This window comes from Flavobacterium glycogeni, assembly GCF_048286775.1.
In the GTDB taxonomy this organism is placed as follows: domain Bacteria; phylum Bacteroidota; class Bacteroidia; order Flavobacteriales; family Flavobacteriaceae; genus Flavobacterium.
Window position 1 is genome coordinate 1 of the sequence record NZ_JBLVPV010000024.1, and the last position, 21,335, is coordinate 21,335.

Below are 21,335 nucleotides of genomic sequence, written 5' to 3' on the forward strand. Positions count from 1 at the left end.
TTCTTTGAACTATTTAGCGACATATGTTCTCTCATTCCTTTTCACTTCATTATTCAAATTTATTGACTTTTATAATTAAAGTCGATAACTTCGCAAACATAGGAGAAACATAGAATTAATTTAATTTTTGATTTAAATGGGTTCCAAACAGTCGAAATTTAGGTGACATAGAAAAAAAGCCAATACTTTTTTTTCTATTGTGAACTCTTATCACCATCAAAATTTATTTTTACAGGAATAAACACTATGTTTCTATGTGGTTTAAATCTCAATTTATTTTAATGCGTTTGACCTGGGCTGTATCTGGTTATTGCGTTTTCTTTGTCAGTGAATACCCATGGTCACGATGTTTTTGCTTCTTCTTTTTTCTGTAAAAGTAGCATTGTTTAAAATGTGTACTATATCAAATTTTAAAGGGGTCTAATTGCAATAATTTTCGAATAAAATGATTGGCTCATCCAAAATTTGATAGGCTTCTTGAATTCAATTTTAATGCTATAGCAGTCATAAAGTATTGATAATATAAAGAAGAAACTCGAATGAGTTCCAATAAAAAAAGTATTTTTATATAAAATTCGAGATAATGAATTGGAATATTGTTGTAAAGTAGTTATGAGTAAAATACCTGTTTATCTAATGCCGGGATTAGCGGCCAGTACTGCAATTTTTGAACGAATTGCGCTTCCGGAAGATGCTTTTGAAATTCATCTTTTGGAATGGGAAATTCCTCTTGATAAAGAGTCTTTAGCGGATTATGTGAAGAGAATTACAGTTAAAATTAAACATCCGAATCCCGTTTTAATCGGAGTTTCGTTTGGAGGTATTTTGGTGCAGGAAATGGCTAAATATATTGAAGCCAGGAAAGTCATTATCATTTCGAGTGTGAGAAGTAATTTGGAATTTCCCAGAAGAATGAAAATTGCAAAAACTACCAAAGCCTATAAGCTAATTCCCATGAAACTGATTGCAAATATTGAAAGCCTTGCCAAGTTTTCCTTTGGAGAAAAAGTAAATCAAAGACTCAAGCTTTACGAAAAATTTCTCTCGGTTCGAGATATACGTTATTTGAATTGGGCGGTGGAGCAGGTGATTTTATGGAACAGAACCGTTGTTGACGAGAATGTAATTCACATTCACGGAGATATGGATGATGTTTTTCCTATGAAATATATCAAGAATTGTATCGTTGTAAAAGGAGGGACGCACATTATGATTTTGAACAAGTACAAATGGTTGAATGAAAATTTACCTTCCATTATATTGGGAACAGAAAAAGAAGTAAACGCACTTTTATAACTATATGAAAGGCATAAAAAAGAAAAGATGAAATTGATTAATAAAATTGCCTTAATGCTTACCGTGATTTTTGCGAGCGGTGTATTTATTTTTGCCGCTAAAAATCCAACAGAAGAAAAAGAGTTGAAAAAAGAAAATAGTGTTGATTTTCCTGTAAAATTAGATTTCGCAGGCGAAGAAACGCCTTTGAAAATATCGGATGTTAAAGAGCGTTTGGATAGAGAGTTGCTGGTAAATGTAAATCTGCATGCGTCCACTATTTTGGCTATAAAAAGAGCGAATCGTGCATTTCCCGTAATTGAGCCTGTTTTAAAAAAGAACGGTATTCCGGATGATTTTAAATATCTGGCAGTTATAGAAAGTGGATTGGTGAATGTGGTTTCGCCAGCAGGAGCAAGAGGAGTTTGGCAATTTATGCCGGATACGGCCAAAGAGCGCGGAATGGAAGTCAATGAAAATGTGGATCAGCGATATGATTTAGAAAAATCAACTCAGGCGGCCTGCAGTTATTTTTTAAGTGCCAAAGGAAAATTTGGAAGCTGGACCTTGGCGGCAGCTTCTTATAACGGAGGAATGACGGGTGTGAATAAACAAATTGATATTCAAAAAGTGTCAAATTATTATGATTTGTTGCTTACCGAAGAAACGTCTCGCTATGTTTTCAGAATTTTAGCCTTGAAAGAGATTATGAAGAATCCCGTAAAATATGGTTTTACAATTGCTCCCGAAGATTTATATGGAGTTTTGCCAACTCGAAAAATAGAAATTGACAGTTCTATTACAGATTTGGCGGATTTTGCAAAAGGGCAAGGAATTAATTATAAAATTTTGAAAATTCACAATCCTTGGCTCAGAGAAACTAAATTAATAAATGATACCGGTAAAAAATATCAAATCGAAATTCCGTTAAAAGGATATTAACTGATTTTTTTGAACAAGATAAGGCATTTAAGGAAATATGACTGTCCGTTACTTGTACCCATCTACATCTTATGAATAAAATTTAGCTGTTTTGTCATTTCGACAAAGGAGAAATCACATAACGAGAGCAACTAATGAGATTTCTCCTTCGTCGAAATGACAAAATTAATTACATTGGTATTAGTAACGGACAGTCATATAAGAAAATATAACCCACGTAAAAACTAAAATCAGCAAATGCTTAAATGAACTTATATTTCTTATATGGTTAATAAAAAAATGGGGAGTAGTTTTGTTCTTCTAAAAAGTTTAGGGTATGAACCAAATAAAAAAGGGTCAAATGTGTATCATTTGACCCTTTTTCGATAATTATAAAAATTATATTTTCTTCATTTGTTCTTTCATCATGACAATCTGATCTTTCAACATATTCTGTTTGTCTAATTTTTTAGCTTCATTCAATAGCGTAGTAGCCTCTAATTTTCTTCTGCGTGTCATGGCAACTCCTGCTAAGTTTAATTTGGCTACAGCCAAATCCATATCCATTGATAATCCTAACTCAATCGCTTTTTTGAAATATTTCTCCGCTTGATTGATATTCGTTTGCGAAAGCATGATTCCGTGTAAGTAATTAAAATATCCCTGTTGTTTTTGTATCAAAGCCGTTTCCGGGTTTTTGATGTAAGCCAACCATTTTTTGGCGCCTTCAAAATCTTGTTTTCGGAGTTTTAAGAAGGCTAATAAGATGAATTCGTTTTTAAAGTAAAGAAAAATAGGAATTGCACTCAATAATATAAGGAAGATTCCATTACCGATATTGCTTTCTGTGAATTGCCAAATGCCAGTAATGATAATTAGTCCGGCGATAATAAGTTTAATATTTCTGTGAAACATAGTGTGATTATTTTAAGATCACAAATATAGTAAAATGAATTGAAAATATTTTTACAAAACTGCTTGTGAGAAAAAAAAGTCTTTGTATATTTGCACTCGGTTTTAGAATAACAGTTATTCAAAAACAGGAAGACATATAAATAAGATTTTAAAGATACAAAGCAATGAGCAAAAGAACGTTTCAACCATCGAAAAGAAAAAGAAGAAATAAGCACGGATTTATGGACAGAATGGCTTCTGCTAATGGAAGAAAAGTTCTTGCGCGTAGAAGAGCTAAAGGAAGACATAAATTGACTGTTTCTTGCGAACCAAGACACAAAAAATAATGTTTCTATAAACATAAATAAGGCGTTACTTTTTTTAGTATCGCCTTTTTTTATACCTATTCGTTAAAAAAAGTTTAAGATTTACAGTTAAAGGGTTTGAGTTCAGTAACTTTAATCTTTTAAAAAGAACAACTACACAACACAATAATACCATACAATGCCAAAAGATACATCCATAAAATCAGTTTTAATAATAGGTTCAGGTCCTATTGTTATTGGTCAAGCGTGCGAATTTGATTATGCAGGATCACAATCTGCCCGTTCTATTCGTGAAGAAGGAATTGAAGTTATTTTGATAAACTCCAATCCGGCAACAATTATGACCGACCCAACCATGGCCGATCATGTTTATTTGAAGCCATTAACGACGAAATCAATTATCGAAATCCTTAAAGCGCATCCGCAAATTGATGCTGTTTTACCTACCATGGGTGGACAAACCGCTTTGAACTTGTGTCTGGAAGCAGATGAAAAAGGAATTTGGCAAGATTTCGGAGTAAAATTAATCGGGGTTGATGTAAACGCCATTAATATTACCGAAGACAGAGAGCAGTTCAAAAACCTTCTTAAGAAAATAGGTGTTCCATCTGCTCCTGCTGAAATATGTACGTCTTATCTTAGAGGAAAAGAAATTGCTCAGGAATTTGGTTTTCCATTAGTAATTCGTCCTTCGTTTACACTTGGAGGAACTGGAGCCGCTATTGTCTATAAAAAAGAAGATTTTGATGAACTTTTAACCAGAGGTTTAGAAGCATCACCAATTCACGAAGTTTTAATTGATAAAGCTTTAATGGGTTGGAAAGAATACGAATTGGAACTTTTGAGAGATAAAAACGATAATGTTGTAATTATTTGTTCTATCGAAAATATGGATCCAATGGGAATTCATACCGGAGATTCCATCACTGTTGCACCAGCAATGACTTTGTCTGACACGACTTTCCAAAAAATGCGTGATTATGCTATTTTGATGATGAGAAGCATCGGAAACTTTGCCGGAGGTTGTAACGTGCAGTTTGCCGTTTCGCCTGACGATAAAGAAGATATTGTGGCGATTGAAATCAATCCTCGTGTATCTCGTTCTTCTGCTTTGGCATCAAAAGCAACGGGTTATCCTATTGCAAAAATTGCTTCCAAACTGGCTTTGGGTTACAACTTAGATGAGTTGCAAAATCAAATTACCAAATCGACTTCGGCTTTGTTCGAACCGACTTTGGATTATGTGATTGTGAAAATACCACGTTGGAACTTTGATAAATTTGAAGGTGCTGACAGAACGTTGGGACTTCAAATGAAATCGGTGGGAGAAGTGATGGGAATTGGGCGTTCGTTCCAAGAAGCATTGCACAAAGCGACCCAATCATTGGAAATCAAAAGAAATGGGTTAGGTGCTGACGGAAAAGGGTACACTAATTACGAACAAATTATCGAGAAACTGACTTTTGCGAGTTGGGATCGTGTTTTTGTGATTTATGATGCTATCGCGATGGGAATTCCATTGAGCCGCATTCATGAAATTACCAAAATCGATATGTGGTTCTTGAAACAATATGAAGAACTTTATACTTTAGAAAAAGAAATTTCAAACTATAAAGTAGAATCTTTGCCAAGAGAATTGTTGTTGGAAGCAAAACAAAAAGGTTTTGCCGACAGACAAATCGCGCACATGGTAGGTTGCTTGGAAAGTCAAGTGCATACGTTGCGAACTGCCATGAACATCAATCGTGTGTTTAAATTAGTAGATACTTGTGCGGCAGAGTTTAAAGCAAAAACGCCTTATTATTACTCGACTTTTGAAGCCGAAATAGAAAAAGCGGACGGAACACGTTACGTTGACAACGAAAGTATTGTAACGGATAAAAAGAAAATAATTGTTCTTGGGTCAGGCCCAAATAGAATTGGACAAGGAATCGAATTTGATTATTCCTGTGTTCACGGGGTGCTTGCCGCCAAAGAATGTGGTTATGAAACCATCATGATCAACTGTAATCCAGAAACAGTTTCGACTGATTTTGATACAGCCGATAAATTGTATTTCGAACCGGTTTTCTGGGAACATATTTACGATATTATCCAACATGAGAAACCAGAAGGTGTAATTGTACAATTAGGTGGTCAAACGGCTCTTAAATTAGCGGAGAAATTATCTAAATACGGAATTAAAATTATAGGAACGAGCTTTGACGCTTTGGATTTAGCCGAAGACAGAGGGCGTTTCTCAGAACTTTTAACCGATTTAAAAATTCCTTTCCCACAATTTGGAATTGCTGAAACTGCTGACGAAGCTTCTGCTTTAGCGGATGTTTTGGACTTCCCATTATTGATTCGTCCTTCTTATGTGTTGGGTGGTCAGGGAATGAAAATTGTAATCAACAAACAAGAATTAGAGGAACACGTAATCAACTTATTGAAAACGATTCCGGGGAATAAATTGCTTTTAGACCATTATTTGGATGGTGCGATAGAAGCAGAAGCTGATGCGATTTGCGATGGGGAGAATGTGTACATCATAGGAATTATGGAGCACATCGAACCTTGCGGAGTGCACTCTGGAGACAGTAACGCTACTTTGCCGCCGTTTAACTTAGGGGAGTTTGTAATGCAGCAAATAAAAGATCATACCAAGAATATTGCGTTGGCTTTGAGAACCGTTGGTTTAATCAACATTCAGTTTGCGATCAAAGATGATATCGTGTATATCATTGAAGCAAATCCTAGAGCGTCTCGTACGGTGCCATTTATTGCAAAAGCATACGGAGAACCTTATGTGAACTATGCGACGAAAGTTATGTTAGGTCACAATAAAGTAACCGACTTTATTTTTAACCCACAGTTGAAAGGATACGCCATCAAGCAACCAGTTTTCTCTTTCAGCAAATTCCATAATGTAAACAAAGCATTAGGACCAGAAATGAAATCAACAGGAGAAAGCATCTTGTTTATTGATGACTTGAAAGACGACCAATTTTACGAATTGTACTCTAGAAGAAAAATGTATTTGAGTAAATAAAAACTTGAATTTATTATAGTAAAAAGCCCCGTTTGGGGCTTTTTGCATTTCTATTTGTTTTGTGTTTTAGGCAATATTTTCGAGGCCGCCCGGAAACGGCCTGTACGCATAATAATGCAAGACTTCTTCGATGGCAGTTTTTAAGGCTTCGTTTATGGGAAGTAAAGTTGTGGCCAGTCTGTTGTCAATTTGCGAGAGTTGCATGTGATAATCGGTAAAAACAGGTACGTAGAGTCCTTTACTAATGGCTTCTTCGGCCGTATTGTAGTTTTCTTGTTGTCCTTCTTTGATTATTTTGCAAGTGGCTAATCGCAGGTTGCCATATTTGTCTCTACTGGCAGCATATCCAAAAAGCCTGCAAATTAATCCGCGATAGCGATAATTACTGCAACTTCCAATATTTCTGTCAAGAACAGTAAGCGGTCGGTATAAATGGCAATTGCTATCGGATTTGTTGTTTAGCTCGACTAACATTTCCTCAGCTTTACCGTTTAAAAATAAATACAATGCCCACGGTAAAAACTCCAAAGGCGAAGTATTGATGTCAGGAGTGGAACAACACTTGCCACAACCAGTGCGACAATGCAAATGAGTTTCTGATTGGAACTCAGTAATTTCATTTTCAAGACGGTCAAATAATTCTTCAACCAATCGAACCTTGTGTTCTATAGACATTAATTTTTTTTGTAAGGTAGGCTATTAAAAACCGTTACAGGGATAATGCCGTTTTACTTGCGGATTATACTTTTGAAACTAATGTACGTCTTGGAGCGTGTGAGGTTGAATTGTTATGGAGGTTTGATTTTATTGTTTATGACCAGAAGCAACAAAAGTTGAAGTAACCGCGTTGCAAACGCTATGATGGTGCTCTAAATTAAAATTGGCACTCGTTACAAACGAGCGCCAGTGGGAATTGTAGAATTTCTTACTGCCTCATATTCTTCAAAAATATTGTCCAAATTTCTTTTGTCTGCTTCTGAATAAATAGCATAAGTGTCTTGGTCAAATCCAATTAAATTTAATTTTTCATTTCTTGCAAACCTTAGAGCTCTGTATGCAAAAATACGTTCGTCATCAATTATATGAATTAATATTTCTTTTATACTCCATTTTCCTTTCTCATAACGATGAAATAGTTTTTCTTCTGGTAAAGAATATATTAATTTTTTTACCATTAAAAAGTTGTCCTTAAGATGATTTAAAATCAAACCGTCGTCAGGTAATAATTTCATATACATTTCAGCATATTCAGGGTAGTCATCTTTTTTTGCTTTGGCAATTATTCTCATTTTTTAGATAGAATGTTTAAGTTATTCAAATATCCGCATTTCTTTAAATGACGTACAACGTCCCCAGCGCTTGGCAAGGTTGGGGATTTGGGAAGCCTCAATTTTCAGTTTATTACTAAACTTTGCAAGTACAAGACAAACTTGAAATTATGCCTTAAACCCCAATCTTGCCAAATGCTTGTTGGCGGTTCGTGCTTTTTTGAAGTTGTTTATTCTTGCATTTTTAAAGTATCGTAAATCTTTTTCATCTGTTGCAAATGTCTCTGTGTATGATATAAAACAAAATGAAGTGCCTCTAACTTGGTTATTTCTCCAAGTGGAAGGCCTTCTAGTATATCATTTAGGTTGGCATTGTTTGTACTGTCTTTAAACTGTTCAAAAGATTTATTTATCTCATCAATAGAAGTCTGCTTTTTATATGGGCCATCTTCTGGTACAATAAAGTCAGGCGATTTTATTTTATTTGAGAAGTCAAGGAATACTTTCTTTAGGTGGAGTATTTTTTCGCCTGGATCTCTCTTGGCAGGTTTTGACTCCATACTCATAGCCTTTGCCATTTCGTTAGTTGATTTTGTAACATGTCGTATGAGCTGCCCTGCTGTCCAGCTATCTTTATAAGGAATGGAGTTAATCTTATTTTCATCAAGAAGAGATGTCAAACCTACCATTTCCGATAAGGTTTGATTAATTGCCGTAAATAATTCGTCTTTGGTAGATGTTTCTGTTATCATATAAATTATTATTTGATTGTTCAAGTAATTTAAGAGCTTCGCAAGCATGACCGCTAACTCCTGTATATATTCAAAACGTCAGTTCGAGTGATCCGCAGCGGCGGATCACTCGAACTGACGAAAATTATAATTAAAAACTAATTACAGCCAATGGGTTGAAATTATTTCTTCTTTAGTTTCTCCTTGAAAAAATCAATGGTTCGGGTCCACGATAAAGAGGCGGCTTTTTCATCATATCTGGGCGTGGTATTATTATGAAAGCCATGATTCACACCTTCATAGAAATAAGCGACATGTTCTACTTTGTTCTTTTTAAGTATGGCATCAAAAGCGGGCCAGCCTTCATTTACGCGAATGTCTAAACCAGCATAGTGTGCCATAATGGGCGTCTTTATTTTTTCGGCTTCTTCTGCAGTGGGTTGCCCGCCGTAATACGGAACAGCTGCGCATAAAGTTGGGATTTTGACCGCCATCATATTGGCAATCCAACCGCCAAAACAAAATCCTACCACACCAATACGACCATTACAATCTTTGTGTGATTTTAGGTATTGGTAGGCTGCGATAAAGTCTTCGAGCATTTCTTCACGGGTGCGTTTTTTTTGTAATTCTCTTCCCGCATCATCATTTCCGGGATAACCGCCCAGTGGTGATAAGGCATCCGGTGCCAAAGTAATAAATCCTTCCACGGCGGCTCTTCGTCCTACATCTTCAATATAAGGATTCAGTCCGCGGTTTTCATGTACAACAATGATTCCCGGTAATTTCTTTTTGGTTGCCGTGGGTTGGGATAAAAGTCCCTTAATTTTTCCTCCGCCTTTGGGAGAATCGTAGGTGATGAATTCTGATTTCAACCTAGGATCTCCGGGTTTTATCAAGATAGAATCGATATAATTGGGTGTCATAAAGCTAAGAAGTGACGGAAGCGTAAGCGTTCCTACCGCAAACAAGGATAGTTTCTCAACGAATTGTCTTCTTTCAATTTTGTTATGGGCATAATCATCGTATAAGTCAAATACTTCCTGACTGATATCTTCTTTGGTTAGTTTTTTCATAGCATTTATTTTGATTCAACTAATTTAGGAAAAAAAGCGATTGTTTTATCAAACTCCAAAAATCCCGATTTAAGGAATAGGCAATTATAAATTCACTTTTAAGTTTTTTCTTCCTTTTTTTTAAAATAGCGAGATTGATTTCTTTTTTTACTATTTTAGTAAAGGATTAAGCTTCGGATTAGAGCGCAATGAATACTCTTGAGAGTCCCATTTTTAGGGCTATTTTTTTAAAAATCTTTAAAATCGCATTAATAAATAATTGGCATATTGGAAAATATAGAGGTATTATTCTTCTAAATGGTATTAACTCAGTCTTTCTAACATAATAATAGGTATGAAAATAGCGTCATTATTGTACAAAAACAATATTTTTTTCAAAGAAAGAAATAATGAGAATATGAATTTCAATGAAGCCCAATTAATAATTGGTTTCGGATCAAGGGAGTTACTGTCTCAAGACAATTCCTTTAATGAAATTAGAATTAAATTTCCAAATGCCCAAATTGCATTATGTTCCTCTGCCGGAGAAATTTTTGAAAATGAAGTTTTAGACAACACAATCTCATTGGTTGCTCTTCAATTCAAATCAACTTCTTTAGAAACTACACAAGTTCGTATCGATGATTATTCTTCCAGCTTTGAAGCGGGTAAAGCACTTGTTCAAAATCTCGTGCAAGAAAATTTAAAACTCCTTTTTGTGCTTTCTGATGGTGGAAAAGTAAACGGGAGCGAACTGGTAAAAGGAATGAATTTCTTAAAGAATAATGAGGTTTTAATAACAGGTGGCTTAGCTGGCGATGGAACAAAATTTGAAAAAACAGTTGTAGGGTTAAATCAAAGACCCGAATCAGGAAATATTATTGCGATAGGTTTTTATGGGGATAAATTAGTTTTGTCTCATGGTTCATCAGGAGGTTGGGAAACTTTTGGTATAGAAAGGACTGTCACCAAAGCGAAGGCAAATGTTTTATTTGAAATAGATAATAAAAGTGCACTTGGCATATATAAAAATTATTTAGGGGAATATGCGGATGAACTGCCAGAGTCAGCGCTGCATTTTCCGTTATCAATTAAATTAGAAGAAGACCAGGATCCTGTTGTTAGGGCTATTCTCTCCATTGATGCTGAAAATCAAACGATGACTTTTGCTGGTGACATTCCGGAAGGAAGTAAAGTCCGGTTTGCGAAGGCAAATTTTGACCAATTAATTGATGCTTCAACAGAGGCTGCAATTTCTTGTTTAGAAATGTCCAAAGACATGCCTAAATTAGCGATACTGATCAGTTGTGTTGGCAGAAAAACACTTCTTGGAAATAGAATTGAAGAAGAAGTCGAGGCAGTGGCAGCTATTTTTGGAGACCATACCACACTTACCGGCTTTTATTCTTATGGAGAAATTTCGCCATTAAGACCATTGGCAAATTGTGAACTTCATAACCAGACAATGACCATCACTTGTATAAACGAAATAGACTAATTATGGGTTTTCATAAACTTTTGCAGAAACAAATAAAAAAACATTTGACTCTTGAATTTGCTGAAAATAATGAGTTTGAATCTTTTTTTAAGGCTATTAATGACTCTTATCTGACTTTTGAAAGAGATAGAAATTTGATGAATCACGCTTTTCAAGAAAGCGAAAAAGAATACCGCGAAGTTAATCAAGATTTAAAAAGCGTGGATGAATTAAAGACACACAGCATTAAAAATCTATATGAAAGCCTTCAGGAAGATGAAGAAAATTATGATACTTTTAATGAAGAAGAAAAGAACAATCCGCTCTTTATTTCTAAATATATAAGCGAACAAATTAGAAAAAGAAAAGAAACTGAAAATCGGCTCTCACGAACGGTTGAATTATTAAAAACATTATTAGCCAATCTTCCGGCAGGGATTTTAATGGAAGATGAAAACCGAAAACTGTTGTTCACCAATCAATCGTTTTGCGATGTATTTTCAATTCCAATGCTTCCCGAAACTATGATTGGAGTGGATTGCACCAACTCAGAAGAACAATACAAAAATTTGTTTAAGGAACCTGAGGCTTTTAGTTCCAGAATCAATGCCATTTTGGCTAGAAGAGAGATTGTAACCCATGAACTTCTGGAGACGATTGACGGCCGTTTTTTAGAAAGAGACTATATCCCAATTTCTATAGGTAATGAATCTGAAGGTCATCTTTGGAGGTATGTAGATGTTACTCAAAGGATACAAACTCGAAATCTTTTGGAACAAAGTGAGAAACGGAGCAGACTGATCATGGATGCTTCGCTAAATGCTATTATAACGATAGACAGCAATGGGATTATTACTTTTTGGAACGGCCCGGCCGAAACTATTTTTGGTTGGGAAAAAGATGAGGTTTTAGGGAAGGTCTTGTCAGAAATAATTATTCCTCATCAATATGCTGAAGCCCATAACAGGGGAATGAAACATTATATGAAAACGGGCGACGGACCTGTTTTAAACAGACATTTTGAAATTACAGGCTTGAACAGAAACGGAAATGAATTTCCCATAGAAATTTCCATAATTCCTATAAAACAGAATGGCGAAACATTTTTCTGTTCCTTTATTCAGGATATCTCAGAAAGGAAAAAAGCAGAAGAAAATCTAAAATATCAAGAAGAAAAATACCGAAATATTATTGCCAATATGAATCTTGGTTTAGTTGAGGTAGATAATAATGATATTATTCAATTTGCCAACCAGAGTTTTTTATCCATTTCCGGTTTTGAAATGGATGAGCTACTGGGGGAAAGCACAACAGAACTTTTTGTTTCGGAAGAGAATTTGGAAATGATGAAATCCAAAAAGGAAATGAGAGAAAATGGAGTTTCAGATATTTATCAAATATGTGTGAAAAACAAAAGTGGGGAATCAAGATGGTGGGCAATAGGCGGGGCGCCGGAATATGATGACAAAGGGAAATTAATTGGCTCCATTGGGATTCATTTGGATGTAACCGAACAAAAACAGCTGGAAATCGACCTTGAAAAAGAGAAAATAAAAGCTCAGGAAGCTTCGAAAGCTAAAGAAGTTTTTTTGGCTAATATGAGCCATGAAATAAGAACACCGCTTAATGCAATTATTGGATTTTTAAGAGAATTAGAAAAACAGGAACTTCCGGAACTTCAAAAGAAATATATTGAAAACAGTTCTATTGCTTCGAAGCATTTATTAGCCATTATTAATAATATTTTAGATATTTCAAAAATTGAAGCAGGCGAGATGTCGCTTGATTATGAAGATTTTGTTTTTGAAAATGCTATAACTAACGTAATCAGCGTGCTTCAGTCTAAAGCAGAACAAAAAGGATTAAATCTTACTGCGAATATTTCAAAAGCCATTCACCAAGTGTTAAATGGGGATGCCTTACGATTGGAACAAATATTGTTCAATCTTGTTGGTAACGCCTTAAAGTTTACGCAAAAAGGAGAAGTAGCTGTTAATTGTGAACTCATAAGCGATACCGATATTTCCCAAGAAGTAAGTATTTCTATTTCGGATACAGGAATAGGAATGGATAAAAAGTTTGTTGATACTATCTTTAATAAGTTTTCTCAAGAAGACAAAGCAATAACCAGAAGATATGGGGGTACGGGTTTAGGTATGGCTATAGCTAAAGAGTTTGTTCAATTAATGAAAGGAAGAGTTGATGTTGAAAGTGAAAAAAATAAAGGAACAACAATTCGAATTAATCTCAGTTTTAATAAAGGCAATGAAAAAAATATAAATAAGATACATGTTGATAAAGAGTCAATACGAATAGACAATATATCAATCCTTTTGGTAGAGGACAATGATCTAAATAGGATGGTAGCCCAAAATTCTTTGCAATATTTCAATTGTAAAGTAACCGAAGCAGAAAACGGACTTGAAGCGCTCGAAATTTTGAGAAGACAAGATTTTGATGTTATTCTCATGGATATCCAAATGCCGGAAATGGATGGTATTGAGGCTACAAAAATTATAAGAAATGAATTTAAACTTGCTACGCCAATTATTGCTCTGACTGCAAATGTTTTTAAACCTGAAATTGAAAAATGCAATGAAGCAGGGATGGATGACTATATAGCTAAGCCTTTTGATGAGAAAGTAATGATTGAAACTATTGCTAAACATGTCAGGAATAATACGGCTTCATTGTCAGTGAATGCGAAAGAGATTGCCATTACGAATAAACTATACAATCTAAATTCAGTGTATAATTTAAGTAAAGGAGATGTAAAATTTATAGATTCAATGATGCTAATTTTTGTAGAGCAAACTGCAGTTATGCTTGAAAAAATAAAACAAAAAATCACTAACGATAATTTTATGGAAGTGGGGCAATTGATACATGAAATAAAGCCCAGTATAGAAATTTTCGGAATAATTTCCATTATTGATGATGTAAAAGCTCTTGAAAAAATGGTTAGGGAAACGCAAGATAAAGAGCAAATGTTAGCCCTTTTTGAATCAATAAATATTGTACTGAAAAAAGCTGTTGCTCAGATACAGGAAAATGAACTTTGTAGATGAGATAGTAATATAAGAGTATTAAGTATTAAGAAAAAGTCTCTGGAAATCCTACATTGTAGGCGCAAATATTGGGCTTGATATTTAAACACATCCCGACGCTTCGGGACGTGTTTGACTTTCTTCATGTGTGTTTCATTTTGCTTGACTTTTCTCGAAGTTTACCATCCAGTTCACGCCAAATTTATCGGTAAAAGTTCCAAAATAGTCACCCCAAAACGCATCTTCCATAGGCATTCCCACTTTTCCGCCAGCGGAAAGCGCATTGAATAATTTATCGGCTTCTTCTTTACTTTCTGGACTAATCGAAAGTGAAAAGTTATTCCCGTAAACGGTTTTAGTTCCAAAGGATTCAAAGCTGTCGCTTCCCATTATAGCCGTTTCTTTACTAATGGGTAAGGATACATGCATTATTTTTTCTGCTTCTCCGGGAGGACAGGTTTTGCCGTCCATCGGAGGCATGTCCTTAAATTTTCCAAAATAAGAAAATTCACCACCAAATACTGATTTGTAAAAATTGAATGCTTCTTCGCAATTCCCATTATAGGTAATATACGTGTTTACTGTTGCCATGATTGATTGTATTTAATTGTTAAACTTTTTTTGTGTTATTATTCTTCTTTGTTTGCCAAATGCCTTTTGTACCAAACAAGTGCTAAATCAGCTACTTCCAGTAATTTTCCGGGTTCTTCAAAAAGGTGTGTTGCTCCTGGGATTATTTTTATTTCTTTTACGGATTCTAATTGACCGTAGGCCATTTTATTCATCCCGATAACTGCAACATCAAGACCGCCTACAATCAGTAGAGTGGGAGCGGTTACTTGTGGCAATTCGGTAATGGCTAAATCCGGACGTCCGCCACGGGAAACCACTGCTTTTATTTTTTTCTTAAAATAAGCTGCCGCCCGTAATGCCGATGCCGCTCCGGTGCTTGCCCCAAAATAGCCCATGGGCAAATCTTTAGTGTTCTTATAGACCATCAGCCATTGCGTCGTTTCTATCAATCGGTCACTCAGTAAATCAATATTGAATCGATTCTCATAAATTTCATCTTCTTCCTCGGTGAGTAAGTCAAAAAGAAATGTGCCTATCTTTTGTTTTTGGATCAACTCGGCTACCATTCTGTTTCGGGAACTGAATCTGCTGCTGCCACTTCCGTGAGAAAAAATGACTATTCCTCTTGCATTTTCAGGAATTATCAAATCTCCTTTCAATGTTACAGATGATAAAGGGATATCTAAATCTAATTTTTCCATCATTTCAAATTTTAAAAATAAAACCGCATCATAAAATCATATTATTCAGTGCTAATGGGAAGACGCAACAATTGTATCACTTCCTTATCTTCCACTTGATTGAATTCTTCGTAAAATCCGCTTACTCCACTAAAATATTCGGGAGCCATCAAATAGACAAACTCATCAGAATTTTTTTTAAATACAGGCACGGTGTCATAAGGTATTACAGGTGTGGCGACGATTATTTTTGCAGGTTTTTTTTTTCGTAACATTGCGATACTGGCAAGCAAAGTATTTCCAGTTGCGATGCCATCATCTACTAAAATTATATTTTTTCCTTCTACATCCATCGGTTTTCTGTTGCCCACGTAGAGCTCATATTTCTCCTTCATTAATTTTCGAAGTCGGATAATCTCATTATCAATGTACTTTTGGGGAACATTAGGATGCTCATCAAGAATCATGGAATCTGAGGAGACGGCACCAATCGCAAATTCTTTATTATTAGGATGTCCTATTTTTTTTGAGAGCACAATATCTAAAGGAAGATGTAAGTTTTTAGCAATTACATATCCCACAGGCACGCCACCTCTGGGAACGGCAAGTATTATGGTATTGCTATTCTGGTACTTTTTTAATTTCTCTGAAAGCAATAAACCGGCCTCAATTCTATCTTTTAAGATCTCGTTATACATAATTGGAAGTTTTATGTAAAAGAATAAAATTACACATAAATATATTGATTTTCAAATGATTGCGGTTATTTTTTAAAAATATTTCAGCACTAAAATTACAAATTAGGACAAAAAAATAGTTCTTGAAAAAGAGTATTACTGACCAATTAAAAAAAATGTTTTTACACGTGAAAGAGTAGCGTTGTAAAAAAGAGGTTGAACTAAGGAATGACTTATTTGAAAGGTTAAATGACTTCTTTTTTATAAAGGGTTTTTTGCTATTTTTACTTCACAACAAATGGATAGAATAACTGGAATGAAAAATATAAATTCAAAAGCAAAGACTGACACGAATACTGGTTTTGGAACAAACGCCAATAATTATGGTGGGCGTTTTGTGAATAAAAATGGAACTGCTAATGTAGAGAAGCGAGGTATGCATCTTTTGCATCGCATTAGTTGGTATCACACGATGATTGATATGCCAAGATGGAAATTTATGTTTATTCTTTTAGGCTTTTACGTGGGTATGAATTTTGTCTTTGCCATTATATATTATGGGATTGGAATCGAACATTTAAATGGAATTGATTCCTCAGGGTCTCATTGGGTTCAGTTTGGTCAGGCTTATTTTTTTAGTGCCCAAACTTTTACAACGGTAGGTTATGGGCACATCAGTCCTTCTGGATTTTTGACGAGTTCAGTTGCCGCGGCCGAAGCATTAATTGGACTGTTGAGTTTTGCAATTGCTACCGGTTTATTCTTTGGGCGTTTCAGTAAGCCCACCGCTTTTTTGAAGTTTTCACACAATGCCCTGATCGCTCCTTATGGAGAAACAAAGGGTTTAATGATTAGAATTACACCTTTTAAAAATACTAATTTTACTGATGCTGAAGCCAAAATGACTCTCGGAATGAGTGTGGAAGAGAATGGTGCAAAGACTAATAAATTTTATTCTTTAGCATTAGAATTGGAAAGAATAAATGCATTAACCTTAAGCTGGACTTTGGTACATCCCATAACAGAAAACAGTCCGCTGTATAACTTAACCAAAGAAGATTTTGATAGTGTTCATGGTGAAATCCTTGTTTTTATAAAAACCTTTGATGATATGTTTAGTAATACCGTTGCCATTCGTACTTCGTATACTTTTGAAGAAGTTATTTATGGAGCAAAATTTGAACCTATGTATACTCGAAGTACTGATAATTCTAAAACAATCCTTGATTTAGACAAATTAAATGCCTTTACCAATGTCACTTTAGAATAATACAATAGTTTTCCAATTATTTCAAATTTCCAATAAAATTTATTTTACATTTGTTTATTAGATTTAGACAAATGGTAAACAATATAAAAAGTGTATTTAGTATAAAAGATCTTGAAAATCTTTCAGGAATCAAAGCGCATACTATACGAATCTGGGAGAAAAGATACAATATTCTTCAACCGATGCGTACAGATACTAATATACGATTGTATGATTTGGCTAGTTTGCAAAAACTATTAAACATTACTTTACTTCATGATTACGGCTATAAAATTTCAAAAATAGCTACCTATCCGCAAGATAAAATCCCATCCCTTGTACGAGAAATAATTTCGAATAAAACGGCTAAAAGTCATGCTATTAGCGAGTTTAAGATGGCGATGATGAATTTTGACCAAGAGTTGTTTTTTAATACATACAATTGGCTTATTGCAGAAAAATCATTCAAGGAAATATTTCTTCAAGTCTTTATTCCTTTGATGAACGAGTTGGGACTGTTATGGCAATCTGATACGATAACACCGGCTCACGAGCATTTTATCAGCTATTTAATCAAACAAAAATTACTAATAAATACCGAAAAACTCCAAGTTTTAAAGCAAACTAAAAAGGATAAAGTTTTTGTGCTTTCACTTCCTATGAATGAAATTCATGAATTGGGTTTGATGTATTTGAATTATGAAATTCTATTGCTGGGCTACAAAACCATCTACTTGGGGGAAAGTATGCCTATCAGTAATTTGAAAGATATAAAAAGGCATTTCGATTCTATTATTTTTGTTTCCTATCTCACGGTGCAGCCTGAAAGAGATATGCTAGATGGATATATCCAAAAAATGGCGGAGGAGTTATTGGATGAAAATACGGAGTTATGGTATACTGGGCGTTTGGTGGAGTTTATAAATAAAGAAGGACTTTCAGACAAAATTTCAATTTTCAATTCCATTTCTGAATTAGTGGATGGGATTTAATTATTTTGTTTAAACTTTTTGTATATTTGCTAAACAAATGAAAAAAAACAATTGCAATTATAGGTTCTGGATTTTCAGCTATGGCTGCTTCATGCTATTTGGCTAAAAGTGTAAAAGTAGACCAACTGTTTAATACTAAGTAATGGACAAGCAAGAAGTATCCTTTTTTTGGTTCAGACGCGATTTACGTTTAGAAGATAACGTTGGATTATTCCATGCCTTGAAATCTAAATATCCAGTGATTCCGTTGTTTATTTTTGATGATTCCATTTTGGATAGTTTACCAAAAAACGATTCCAGAGTAGGATTCATCCACGAATCACTTTCGAAAATAAATGCCCAATTACAAAAAATAGGAAGTTCCCTTTTGGTAAAAAAAGGAAAAACTATTGACGTTTGGCAATCGCTGATTCAAGAATTTGACGTAAAAGAAGTCTTTTTCAACAAAGATTACGAACCGTATGCGATAAAACGAGATTTGGTTATTTGTGAAGTATTGGAATCAAATAAAATAACTCCGCATTCTTTTAAAGACCAAGTCATTTTTGAAGAAAAAGAAATCACAAAGGCCGATGGATTGCCGTACACCGTTTATACACCTTATAAAAATAAATGGTTGGAAAAATACAAATCAATGGCTCCGGTTCAAGAATATGATACTTTCGATACATTTTCTAATTTTTATAAAAGTGACTTTGTTTTTCCATCTTTGAAACAAATCGGTTTCGAAGAAAATTCAATAAAAGTAAAGCCGCACAACTTAAAATTCATTGCAAATTATCAAGATATAAGAGATTTTCCAGCCTTGGACAAAACCTCCTATCTTTCGCCACATTTGCGTTTTGGAACAGTAAGCATTCGGAAATTAGTCAATTGGGCATTTCACAAAAACGATATTTTCTTGAGTGAACTGATTTGGAGAGAATTTTTTATGCAAATTTTATTCAGTTTTCCAAAAGTCGTTACCCAAAACTTCAAATCAGCGTATGATGGAATTCAATGGCGCAATAACGAAGAAGATTTCAAGCGATGGTGTTCGGGAACTACGGGTTATCCTATGGTGGATGCTGGAATGCGACAACTCAATGAAACCGGATACATGCACAACCGTGTGCGTATGGTGGTAGCGAGTTTTCTATGCAAGCATTTATTGATTCAATGGCAATGGGGAGAAGCCTATTTTGCCCAAAAATTATTGGATTACGAATTGTCTGCGAATGTAGGAAACTGGCAATGGGCAGCAGGAACCGGTTGTGATGCAGCGCCTTATTTCAGAGTTTTCAATCCGGAGATTCAACAAAAAAAATTCGACGAGAAAGGAATCTACATCCGTAAATGGATTCCGGAATTTGATTTAGGATATGGAAAACCAATGGTGGATCATGCTTTTGCCAGAGACAGAGCGATTGCCACGTACAAAGCCGGAATTCTGAAGCAAAACTATTATTGATTAGTATTTCTATTATTATTATTATTATAATGGGTTGCCACATTTTTGTCCTTCTCGGAATGACAAATTCTATCTAACTATATAGTTAGAATGTTAAACAAAATTTAATGTATTTTTTAGACAGCTATAAATCATTAGCTTTACATTATGATAAAAAAAAATGTATTAATCAGCGGAGGTTCAGGATTTATCGGTAGCCATTTAACAGGCTTGTTGATAGCGAAAGGGTACTCAGTTTCCATCTTGAGTAGAAGTGAAAAACAAAACAAAGGCGACATTTTCTATTACAAATGGGATGTTATAAATCAGACTATCGAGGAAGAAGCGGTTTTAAAAGCTGATTATATAATTCACTTAGCAGGTGAAAATATTGCAGAGAAAAGATGGACAGCCAAACGAAAAGCAGCTATTATAGACAGTCGGGAAAAATCTACTCAGTTGTTGTATTCCGTTTTAAAAAAGAACAATAAAAAACTGGAAGCTTTTATTTCAGCTTCGGCTGTAGGTATCTATGGTGCCGTAAATGGCGAAGAGATTTGTTCAGAAAACACACCTCCTGCAAATGATTTCTTGGGATATACCTGTCAGAGATGGGAAGGCGCTTTGGATTTTATTGAAAACTTAAACATTCGCACCGTAAAAATCCGTACTGGATTAGTATTAGGGAATAATGGTGGCTTTTTGAAGCGACTGGTTCCTTTATTCAAGTTTAGATTGGGTTCTGCATTGGGTTCCGGCAAGCAATACATGCCATGGATTCATGTTGATGATTTATGTAATATCTATTTTCAGGCAATTGCCGATTCAAATATGGAAGGACCTTATAACGCAGCAATGAATGACAATACCACCAATACTATTTTTTCTAAAACATTGGCACGTATTTTTGGATATTCTATTTGGTTGCCCAATGTTCCTGCTTTTGTATTAAAATTTGCAATGGGCGAAATGGCAATAATTGTCCTGACGGGAAGAAGGGTGTCATCTGATAAGATTGAACAAACAGGTTTTCAATTTCAATTTAAAAATTTAGAAGCAGCATTAAGGGATTGTTTAGCAAAATAGATTTATTCTAAAACACAAATGAGTTGAGTGTTTACACTTTTAGATATTTTGCTGCGAACAATAAAAGGAATTTCAATCATAAAATCATCGGTGTTTAAGGGAAATTCAGCGTTAATTTCAATTCGTTTATCCACTTTTTTCAAGGTGCCACTAATACTTATTTTTCTAGTTCTGCCATGAATGGTAATTTTTCCATTTATTTTACATTCCTTAGCAACAGAATTGATGTTTTTTAAATCGAATTTATCGATTTTACCTTTAAAAACTGCTCTGGGATATCGTTTGCTTTCCATGTAGTTTTCATTAAAATGTTCTTCCATCAGATTTCTTTCAAATTTGAAATCTTTGATGTTCATCCAACAAGCAATCTGTCCCGTTTTAGTTATCAAAATACAGGTTGTTTTTTCATTCATTGCTTTCACTTCTTCAAATAATGGAATTGAAGCTTCAAAATGTATGATGCCTCCATATGTCACCATTTTTTCTTGAGCAATAGTTCTAAAAGCAATAATGAGTAATACTATTAGAGTAATTTTTTTCATAGTGGTTTATGAATTAAATTACTTAAAGTTACGAAATAAATAGAAGAAATAAAAGTATTGAGCCGTTGAAAAATTACTAAAT

General features: G+C 34.6%; 19 protein-coding genes. 10 read left to right on the forward strand and 9 right to left on the reverse strand.

Annotation, left to right across the window (positions count from 1 at the left end; translation table 11 throughout):
• Positions 1-612 precede the first annotated feature (612 nt).
• Entirely contained in the window at positions 613-1,296 is a 684-nt protein-coding gene (locus tag ACNQGX_RS15295) for an alpha/beta hydrolase family protein (protein ID WP_417977672.1), read from the forward strand.
• A gap of 27 nt (positions 1,297-1,323) precedes the next feature.
• Positions 1,324-2,217, forward strand: coding sequence for a lytic transglycosylase domain-containing protein (locus ACNQGX_RS15300; protein WP_417977674.1), 894 nt, complete (start codon positions 1,324-1,326; stop codon positions 2,215-2,217).
• Between the two features lie 378 nt (positions 2,218-2,595).
• On the opposite strand, the gene ACNQGX_RS15305 is transcribed toward ACNQGX_RS15300, so the two are convergent.
• Complete coding sequence (locus ACNQGX_RS15305; protein WP_417977676.1) at positions 2,596-3,111, reverse strand: DUF2892 domain-containing protein; 516 nt, start codon at positions 3,109-3,111, stop codon at positions 2,596-2,598.
• Between the two features lie 164 nt (positions 3,112-3,275).
• On the opposite strand from ACNQGX_RS15305, the gene rpmH reads away from it, so the two are divergent.
• A complete protein-coding gene (gene rpmH, locus ACNQGX_RS15310; RefSeq protein ID WP_007136275.1) occupies positions 3,276-3,437 on the forward strand; it encodes a 50S ribosomal protein L34 in 162 nt (53 codons plus the stop codon).
• 157 nt (positions 3,438-3,594) lie between these two features.
• Positions 3,595-6,447, forward strand: coding sequence for a carbamoyl-phosphate synthase large subunit (gene carB / locus ACNQGX_RS15315; protein WP_417977678.1), 2,853 nt, complete (start codon positions 3,595-3,597; stop codon positions 6,445-6,447).
• 66 nt (positions 6,448-6,513) lie between these two features.
• On the opposite strand, the gene ACNQGX_RS15320 is transcribed toward carB, so the two are convergent.
• The 4 genes from ACNQGX_RS15320 to ACNQGX_RS15335 all read right to left on the reverse strand — a co-directional run bounded on the left by ACNQGX_RS15320 (position 6,514) and on the right by ACNQGX_RS15335 (position 9,522).
• On the reverse strand, positions 6,514-7,122 hold the full coding sequence (locus ACNQGX_RS15320) for a YkgJ family cysteine cluster protein (protein WP_417977680.1): 609 nt from the start codon (positions 7,120-7,122) through the stop codon (positions 6,514-6,516).
• 215 nt (positions 7,123-7,337) lie between these two features.
• Positions 7,338-7,736 (reverse strand): DinB family protein, encoded by a 399-nt coding sequence (locus tag ACNQGX_RS15325; RefSeq protein ID WP_417977682.1) that lies wholly within the window; start codon positions 7,734-7,736, stop codon positions 7,338-7,340.
• Between the two features lie 209 nt (positions 7,737-7,945).
• Complete coding sequence (locus ACNQGX_RS15330) at positions 7,946-8,467, reverse strand: DinB family protein (RefSeq protein WP_417977684.1); 522 nt, start codon at positions 8,465-8,467, stop codon at positions 7,946-7,948.
• Between the two features lie 161 nt (positions 8,468-8,628).
• Positions 8,629-9,522: a dienelactone hydrolase family protein gene (locus tag ACNQGX_RS15335; protein ID WP_417977685.1), complete on the reverse strand. Its 894-nt coding sequence runs from the start codon at positions 9,520-9,522 to the stop codon at positions 8,629-8,631.
• 334 nt (positions 9,523-9,856) lie between these two features.
• Here ACNQGX_RS15335 and ACNQGX_RS15340 point away from each other — a divergent pair, with 334 nt between their 5' ends.
• Positions 9,857-10,999 carry an FIST signal transduction protein gene (locus tag ACNQGX_RS15340; protein WP_417977687.1) on the forward strand — a complete coding sequence of 381 codons (1,143 nt, stop codon included), beginning with the start codon at positions 9,857-9,859 and terminating at the stop codon, positions 10,997-10,999.
• Between the two features lie 2 nt (positions 11,000-11,001).
• A complete protein-coding gene (locus ACNQGX_RS15345) occupies positions 11,002-14,046 on the forward strand; it encodes a PAS domain-containing hybrid sensor histidine kinase/response regulator (RefSeq protein WP_417977689.1) in 3,045 nt (1,014 codons plus the stop codon).
• A gap of 132 nt (positions 14,047-14,178) precedes the next feature.
• Here ACNQGX_RS15345 and ACNQGX_RS15350 read toward each other — a convergent pair whose 3' ends face one another.
• Genes ACNQGX_RS15350 through ACNQGX_RS15360 form a run of 3 tightly spaced genes read right to left on the reverse strand, consistent with a single transcriptional unit; the run spans position 14,179 to position 15,976 of the window.
• Positions 14,179-14,616 (reverse strand): VOC family protein, encoded by a 438-nt coding sequence (locus ACNQGX_RS15350; RefSeq protein ID WP_417977691.1) that lies wholly within the window; start codon positions 14,614-14,616, stop codon positions 14,179-14,181.
• Between the two features lie 38 nt (positions 14,617-14,654).
• Complete coding sequence (locus ACNQGX_RS15355; protein ID WP_417977692.1) at positions 14,655-15,299, reverse strand: dienelactone hydrolase family protein; 645 nt, start codon at positions 15,297-15,299, stop codon at positions 14,655-14,657.
• 41 nt (positions 15,300-15,340) lie between these two features.
• The gene (locus tag ACNQGX_RS15360) at positions 15,341-15,976 is read right to left on the reverse strand and encodes a phosphoribosyltransferase (protein ID WP_417977694.1); all 636 of its coding nucleotides are present in this window, start codon (positions 15,974-15,976) and stop codon (positions 15,341-15,343) included.
• Between the two features lie 277 nt (positions 15,977-16,253).
• Here ACNQGX_RS15360 and ACNQGX_RS15365 point away from each other — a divergent pair, with 277 nt between their 5' ends.
• The 4 genes from ACNQGX_RS15365 (at position 16,254) to ACNQGX_RS15380 (ending at position 20,711) form a co-directional block, all read left to right on the forward strand.
• Positions 16,254-17,225 (forward strand): ion channel, encoded by a 972-nt coding sequence (locus tag ACNQGX_RS15365; RefSeq protein ID WP_417977696.1) that lies wholly within the window; start codon positions 16,254-16,256, stop codon positions 17,223-17,225.
• Between the two features lie 71 nt (positions 17,226-17,296).
• Positions 17,297-18,196 (forward strand): MerR family transcriptional regulator, encoded by a 900-nt coding sequence (locus tag ACNQGX_RS15370; protein ID WP_417977698.1) that lies wholly within the window; start codon positions 17,297-17,299, stop codon positions 18,194-18,196.
• A 142-nt stretch (positions 18,197-18,338) separates the two neighbouring features.
• Positions 18,339-19,646, forward strand: a complete 1,308-nt coding sequence (locus ACNQGX_RS15375; protein WP_417977700.1) for a cryptochrome/photolyase family protein — start codon at positions 18,339-18,341, stop codon at positions 19,644-19,646.
• Between the two features lie 147 nt (positions 19,647-19,793).
• Entirely contained in the window at positions 19,794-20,711 is a 918-nt protein-coding gene (locus ACNQGX_RS15380) for a TIGR01777 family oxidoreductase (RefSeq protein ID WP_417977702.1), read from the forward strand.
• A 2-nt stretch (positions 20,712-20,713) separates the two neighbouring features.
• Here the strand turns inward: ACNQGX_RS15380 and ACNQGX_RS15385 are convergent, their stop codons facing one another.
• Positions 20,714-21,253: a YceI family protein gene (locus ACNQGX_RS15385; RefSeq protein WP_417977704.1), complete on the reverse strand. Its 540-nt coding sequence runs from the start codon at positions 21,251-21,253 to the stop codon at positions 20,714-20,716.
• Positions 21,254-21,335: the final 82 nt, after the last annotated feature.